Annotated in this window: 6 protein-coding genes; all 6 read right to left on the bottom strand. The window is 71.7% G+C overall.

Translation table 11 applies throughout. The features are described 5' to 3' along the window. Positions 1-160: 160 nt before the first annotated feature. Positions 161-1,687: a DUF1996 domain-containing protein gene (locus tag ACGFR9_RS31930; protein WP_393215532.1), complete on the bottom strand. Its 1,527-nt coding sequence runs from the start codon at positions 1,685-1,687 to the stop codon at positions 161-163. Positions 1,688-1,897: 210 nt separating this feature from the next. Further along, a complete protein-coding gene (locus ACGFR9_RS31925) occupies positions 1,898-2,551 on the bottom strand; it encodes a LuxR C-terminal-related transcriptional regulator (RefSeq protein WP_393215529.1) in 654 nt (217 codons plus the stop codon). Beyond that, entirely contained in the window at positions 2,536-3,801 is a 1,266-nt protein-coding gene (locus ACGFR9_RS31920; protein WP_393215526.1) for a sensor histidine kinase, read from the bottom strand. The genes ACGFR9_RS31925 and ACGFR9_RS31920 overlap by 16 nt, the downstream gene beginning before the upstream one ends. A gap of 68 nt (positions 3,802-3,869) precedes the next feature. Further along, positions 3,870-4,880, bottom strand: a complete 1,011-nt coding sequence (locus tag ACGFR9_RS31915) for an NAD-dependent epimerase/dehydratase family protein (RefSeq protein WP_393215523.1) — start codon at positions 4,878-4,880, stop codon at positions 3,870-3,872. 62 nt (positions 4,881-4,942) lie between these two features. After that, positions 4,943-5,506 (bottom strand): winged helix-turn-helix domain-containing protein, encoded by a 564-nt coding sequence (locus tag ACGFR9_RS31910; protein WP_393215521.1) that lies wholly within the window; start codon positions 5,504-5,506, stop codon positions 4,943-4,945. Positions 5,507-5,841: 335 nt separating this feature from the next. After that, positions 5,842-6,870 carry a glutamine synthetase gene (gene glnII / locus ACGFR9_RS31905; RefSeq protein WP_393215518.1) on the bottom strand — a complete coding sequence of 343 codons (1,029 nt, stop codon included), beginning with the start codon at positions 6,868-6,870 and terminating at the stop codon, positions 5,842-5,844. Between the last annotated feature and the right edge of the window lie 155 nt (positions 6,871-7,025).

Here is a 7,025-nt window from a genome sequence, read left to right as displayed (position 1 = left end):
GCCCCCGCCCGGCGCGCACCCCGGGGCGCCCCCGGGGGGGGGGCCCCCGCCCCCCGGGGCGGGGGCCCGGGGGCCCCCCCCCCCCCCGGCCGCGCCCCCCCGGGGGGGGGGGGGGGGGCACCCCCCCCCCCGCCCCTCCTTCTGTCGGCTGCCGCCGGAACTACTTGCAGTCCTCACCACTGTTGATGCACCCGACCACCTGGTTCATCAGGTCGTCGTCCATCACGTTGATGAAGTCGTTGTGATCCGTGATCGGCTTGTGCAGCTGCTCCGGGAAGCTGTCCACCGCGTACGGGTTCTGCACCTGGCCGTTCTCGATGACCGGGGTGGGGATGTCGTACACCAGGCGGACCTGGAGCTGCGGAATGGCCTGGAAGCCGTTCGAGCAGGTGCCGTCGGCGTTCACGAACGCCATGTGGTCACGATGGTTGGCGCTGTCGATGTTCTGACCGTCCCAGCAGCTCTGGAAGTTGGTCGTGCGCACGACCTGGCTGCCCTGCGGGCACAGCGGGTACTTGTCCGTCACCTGCCGGTCCTCGAAGCCCGTGCAGGACCACGAGGTGTTGGCGTTGCCGTTGCCGTTGACGAACGCCTTGGCGTCACCGGTGATGATGCGCAGGAACTTCGGCATCGCCACGACGTCGCCCTGCTTGCTGCCGGCGAACCTCAGCTCGGCCTGGGCCGGCTTGAGGATCTTGCCGATGTTGCCCTCGGCGCCACCGCCCTGGTCGTTCGCGTCGAACTCCTGGGTACCGTCCTGGAGTCGGAGCACCGGCCAGTAGTACGTGGACTTGTCGCCCTGGTTCTGGCACGAGGTGTCGGCGTTGGCCAGGTCCTCGTCGCTGGAGAAGGCGTCGTTGTCCTGGTTGCCGACGTAGTCGTGCACGTGGTGCGCGCCGTTGTCGACGCCCGGGGCGGCGATCAGGTTGTCACTGTTGAAGATGTTGTTCTCGTTGGTACCGCACTCGGTGGTGAAGGTACCGGTGGAACCGCCGTCGCCGTTCGCCGCGAGCCCGTTCTGCAGATCGCGGGAGCCCGGCTGGACGTCGTTGATGTCGATGAAGTCCTCGGCCACCGGGCCCGCGACACCGTTGCCGTTGTCGTCCTGGTTCTGCCCGTCGCCCTGGTCCTGGCCGCCGTCCTGGCCGCCGTCCTGACCCTGGTCCTGGCCGCCGTCGTTCTGACCGCCGTCGTTCTGGCCGCCGCCCTGCTGCCCGTCGGCGGGGCGGCCGGTGCAGCCGGCGAGCCGGTCCAGGTCGTTGCCGGCCTTGCCGCCGGCCCGGTTGATCTCCAGCTTGATGCGGTCGATCAGTACCTTCCGGCGGTCCTTGAGCGGACCCAGGATGGAGTTCTGCACGAACTGCCCGTCCCCGGCCTGCGCGCGGCGCGTGGTGACGAGGCGCTGGTAGGCGTCGGTGATCTGCTGGTCCATAGAGGCCAGTTCACCGTCGACCTCACCGCGGGCCCGGTCCGGCACGTCACGGAGCTGCTGCCCGACGTCCGGGCAGTCGATCGTGGCGACCTGCTGCGCCCCTCTCGACTTCGTCCGGTTGTGGCCTCCGTCCTCGTGTGCCGAGGCATAGAAATTGGCCCAGATCAGCCCGCCCCCGCCGAGCGCCAGGGCCGCTACCCCGGCTACGGCCTTGGCGGCCAGCGGCGTACGGCGTTTTCTTGTGTTGCGTCCCATGGAACTCCTCTTGACCTTCCTTACGGGGGCATCCCATTGCGGGGCATTGAACGGCCCGACAGGAGTGAAGCGGCTCCCTTGAGTACGGGAGCCGCCCCACGGGTGTTCACCCGGCACCGGAATTGATGAGAAGTTCGTACGGCACACCGGTTTCAACAGGCCCTGGAGTACCGGGAGTTGCTGATCGCGCACCCGGTGTGAGGTCCGGTTTCAGCGGCCGTGGTCGAGATAGGCGAGTACGGCGAGGACGCGCCGGTTGTCGTCGTCCGAGACCTCGAGTCCCAGTTTGGCGAAGATGTTGGCGGTGTGCTTGGCGATCGCCCGCTCCGTCACCACCAGCTTCGCCGCGATGGCCGCGTTGGTCCGTCCCTGCGCCATCAGTTCCAGCACCTCCAGCTCGCGGGGCGTCAGCCGGGCCAGCGGCCGGTCGTCGCCCGACTGCCGCGCCAGTAGCTGCTGGATCACCTGCGGGTCCATCGCCGTACCTCCCTGGGCCACCCGTCGTACCGCGTCCACGAACTGCTCCGCGTCGAACACCCGGTCCTTCAGCAGATAGCCGACGCCGCCACTGCCGTCCGCCAGCAGCTCCCGCGCGTACAACTGCTCCACGTGCTGCGACAGCACCAGCACCGGCAGCCCCGGCCGTCCGCGCCGCGCCTCCAGCGCGCACTGCAGGCCCTCGTCGGTATGGGTCGGCGGCAGCCGTACGTCGACCACGGCGACGTCGGGGTCCCGCTCGGCCAGCGCGCGGGTCAGCTCGGGCCCGGACTCCACCGCCGCGACGATCTCGAAGTCGTGCGCCTCGAGGAGCCGGACGAGTCCGTCGCGCAGCAGGAACAGGTCTTCGGCTAGGACAACACGCAAGGGAGCTCCATGGTGACCATGGTGGGACCGCCCGCGGGGCTGCTGACGGCCAGGACGCCGTCGAATGTACCCAGTCGCCGCTCCACCCCGGTCAGTCCCGAGCCGGCGCCGATCACCGCGCCGCCCCGGCCGTTGTCGGTGACCGTCACCCGCAGCAACCCCTCGGAGTGGTGCACGTCGATCCAGACCCGGTCCGCGCCCGAGTGCTTCACCGCGTTGGTGAGCACCTCGCTCACCGCGAAGTACGCCGCCGACTCCACCGGCGCCCCGGCCCGCCCGGTCGGCTCCACGTTCACCTCCGTCGCCACCGGCAGCCGCAGCGCCAGCGCCCGCACCGCGTCACCGAGGCCGCGTTCGGCCAGCACCGGCGGATGGATGCCGCGCACCAGCTCCCGCAGCTCCGTCAGCGCCTCGGCGGACGACTGCCGGGCCTGCGTCAGCAGCGCGCGCGCCTTCGCCGGGTCCTTCTCCAGCAGCGCCTCGACCGTGCCCAGGTCCATGCCCATGGCGACCAGGCGGGCCTGCGCCCCGTCGTGCAGATCCCGCTCGATGCGCCGCAGTTCGGCGGCGGAGGTGTCCACGGCGTCCCGCCGGGTCTCCGTCAGCACCCGCACCCGCTCGGCCAGTTCGCCCCGGTCCGAGCCGAGGACGGCACGGGTGAGCAGGAAGTGCCCGTGCAGCAGGCGCGGGGTGATGAAGTGGGCCAGGAACAGCAGGGCCAGGGCGAGCACCCCGGCGCCGAGCGCGGACACCTGGTCGGTGACCCGCACGAAGCCGTACCAGTACCCGTCGGGCAGCACCCGCCACAGGCCGACCGCGATCGCCAGGCCCTCCAGCGGATAGACCAGCAGCGCGAACGGCAGCAGCGCGGTGACGAAGCCCGCGGTCATGTCGACCGGCAGCCAGCGCAGGTCCCGCCAGGTCGCCGGGTCGCCCAGCATCCCGAACGTCCGCCCCCACGGGTTGGCGTCCTCGGGTATCGGCCGGTACGACGGCGCGATCCGCACCCCGCCCCACTCGGCCGCCAGCACCCGCCGCCCGTTCGCGAACGCCCGCACCCCTTCCAGTACGTACGGGGTGGTGACGATGCCGACACCGATCGGGATCAGCGCGATGGACACCACGGACAGCACGAAGCACAGCACCGCCCCCGGCAGCGTCACCAGGGCGAGCGCCAGCCCCCGTAGCGCGGCGAGCGCGATGCCCCGCCCCGTGTTCCGCCCGCCGCCGCTTCTCGTGTCTGTGGTCATGGCACAAGTCTGACGGGGCGCGGCGGGCGGGGCACTGGGCCGGACACCCGGCCCGGAGGTGGTGTTACCTACACCCCTCCCGCGATGCCGAGCACCTTCGCCTCCACCTCCGGGTCGAGCCCCTTGACCGTACGGTCCGGCCGCTGGGGCGCCGTACCACCGATCCCTCGCAGCCAGGCCCAGGTGTCGGCCACGGTCTCTGCGACCGGGCGGCAGCGCAGGCCCGTCGCGACCGCCCGGGAGACGTCCGCCGAGTGCAGCGCGTCGTGCAGATCGGTGCCCGGCGGCACCCACACCGGCAGCTGCGTCCACGGCTCGATCCCCGCGCCGAGGATCACCTCCGGCGCGGTCCACCGCAGTTCCGCCATGCCCCCCGTCACACGGACACAGGCGTCGAGCAGCTCGCCCATCGTGGTGTGCCCCTGCGGCGACATCAGGTTGTACGGCCCGCTGAGGCCCTGCTCCGCCGCCCCGAGGATCCACTCCGCGAGGTCACGGACATCGGCGTACTGCAGCGGCAGCTCCCGCGGCCCCGGCGCGAGCACCGGCCCGCCGCGCGCCGTACGGGCCAGCCACCAGGGCAGCCGGCCCACGTTCTCGTACGGCCCGATCAGCAGCCCCGCCCGCACCAGCAGCGACCGGTCCGCGCCGAAGGCGTCCACGGCGGCCAGCTCACCACCCCGCTTGTCCCGCGCGTAGTCCGTGGCCCCGGCGTCGGCCGAGGCGCCCTCCACCACCGGAGCCCGCTCGGTGTACCCGGCGGGCGGCGCCCACTCGTACACCGAGCAGCTCGACACGTACACATACCGTCCGGCGCGGTCCCGCAGCAGCCGTGCCGTGTCCCGCACCGCGCGCGGCGCGGCCGACCAGGAGTCGACGACGACGTCCCACCGGCCGGGGTCCTCGTCGAGCGCGGCCAGACCGTCGAGCGCCGTGCGGTCGCCCAGCAGCGTCCGCGCGCCGTGCGGGGCCTCGTGCCGCCCTCGGTGGAAGACGGTCACCTCCCAGCCCCGGCCCAGGGCCGCCTCGACGACGGCCCGGCCCGCGAACTCCGTACCGCCCAGCATCAGAAGTCTCATACCGGTGACTCTGCCCGGCCGGGCGGCACGGGGGAACGGGAATCTGCTGTCGGCAGACCGGTTCAGTGCGCGGCCGCGGGCACGTACTTGTAGCCGACCCGGCGTACCGTGCGGATCGCGTCGCGGTGCCCGGCGCCCAGCTTGCGGCGCAGCCGGGCGATGTGGACGTCGACGGTACGGCCGTCGCCGACATGGCCGTAGCCCCACACCGTGCCCACGAGATGATCCCGGGTGTGCACCCGGCCCGGGTGCGCGACGAGATGGGCGAGAAGCTCGAACTCCAGGTAGGTCAGGTCGAGTTGTCGCCCGTCGACCTGGGCGGTGCGCTGCACGGGGTCGACCCGGATCAGCGCGTCGTCGTCGGCCCCGGAGCCGGCCGGCTCCGGCACCGCGACCGGGAACGGCGGCTGCTGGTCGGCGGGGACCAGCACCAGATAGCCGACCATCGGGGGACGGCCGGGCAGCACCGGCAGGGCGTGCTGCGGGGCGGGCAGCCAGGTGGCGCCCGGCGGCAGCAGATCCGCGACGGTCACCACCTCGTCCCGGTCGACGGCGCGCAGCCGGTGCCGGGGCGGAAGGGACACGGGGGCGGAGGGGGCGGAGGTCAGGGAGCGGGTGGTCGCCATGAGTCGTCAGCTCTTTCGCGCGAAGGGGTTCGTCGAGGACGTACGCGGTTCGCGCCGGCCGAAGGCCGCCGGGGGTCCGGGATGTGCCGGGTGCCCGGGCTTCAGAGGGCCGGTGCGTTCGTCACGCGACAACAGACCCGGTCGAAGTCGTGGTGCTGACGGGAAGGCCAGAACGGCTCGAGGTCACGGCGACCCGTCACGTCGTACTTCCGGAAGCTGGCCATACGCCCATTGAAGCAGACCCACGCGCCCGGCAGGAGCCCCCTCTCACCGCTCGGACAACGCGAAGGGGCGCCCACCCCGACCGGTGGACGCCCCTCGCTCGCCTGTACGGATCAGACCTGGCCGGCCTTCTCCAGCGCGGTGCAGCAGGTGTCGACCAGCAGCCGCGTCACCACGTACGGGTCGACGTTGGCGTTCGGACGGCGGTCCTCGATGTAGCCCTTGCCGTCCTTCTCGACCTGCCACGGGATGCGCACCGAGGCGCCACGGTCCGAGACGCCGTACGAGTACTCGTTCCACGGCGCGGTCTCGTGCAGGCCGGTGAGCCGGTCGTCGATGCCGGCGCCGTAGTTCTTCACGTGGTCCAGCGGCTTGGAGCCCTCGCCGAGCGACTCGCAGGCGGTGATGATCGCGTCGTAACCCTCGCGCATCGCCTTGGTGGAGAAGTTGGTGTGCGCGCCCGCGCCGTTCCAGTCGCCCTTGACCGGCTTGGGGTCGAGGGTGGCGGAGACGTCGAAGTCCTCGGCGGTGCGGTAGAGCAGCCAGCGCGCCACCCACAGCTGGTCGGAGACCTCCAGCGGCGCCAGCGGGCCGACCTGGAACTCCCACTGGCCGGGCATGACCTCGGCGTTGATGCCGGAGATGCCGAGACCGGCCTTCAGGCAGTTCTCCAGGTGCGCCTCGACGACGTCACGGCCGAAGATCTCGTCCGAGCCCACACCGCAGTAGTAGCCGCCCTGCGCGGCCGGGAAGCCGCCCTCGGGGAAGCCGAGCGGGCGGGTGCCCTTGAAGAAGGTGTACTCCTGCTCGATGCCGAAGACCGGCTCCTGGGCGGTGAACTTCCCGGCGACCTCGGCCAGCGCGGCCCGCGTGTTGGACTCGTGCGGCGTCATGTCCGTGTTCAGGACCTCGCACAGGACGAGGATGTCGTCACCGCCGCGGATGGGGTCCGGGCAGACGAAGACCGGCTTGAGGACACGGTCGGAGGCGTGCCCCTTGGCCTGGTTGGTGGAGGAACCGTCGAAGCCCCAGATCGGCAGGTCCGCGCCCTTGGCGTCGTCGCCCAGGATCTTCGTCTTGGAACGCAGCTTGGCGGTCGGCTCGGTGCCGTCGATCCAGATGTACTCGGCCTTGAAGCTCACGGTCCACATCCTTCGGGGTGGGGCTGGGCGCTGGTGCGGGTGCTGCGGCACTGGGGCGCCGCCGTCGATGCCACGCAGCCTGTCAACAGGCGATTTCCCGGCCGTTGCCCGCGTGTGAACCCCGTGTTACCTGCCGCCGCCGTGTCCCGCCGCAC

It is taken from the genome of Streptomyces sp. NPDC048584, assembly GCF_043199595.1.
GTDB lineage: Bacteria > Actinomycetota > Actinomycetes > Streptomycetales > Streptomycetaceae > Streptomyces > Streptomyces edwardsiae.
The sequence above is the reverse complement of the archived record's forward strand: the minus strand, read 5'-3'. Positions and strand labels throughout refer to the sequence as shown.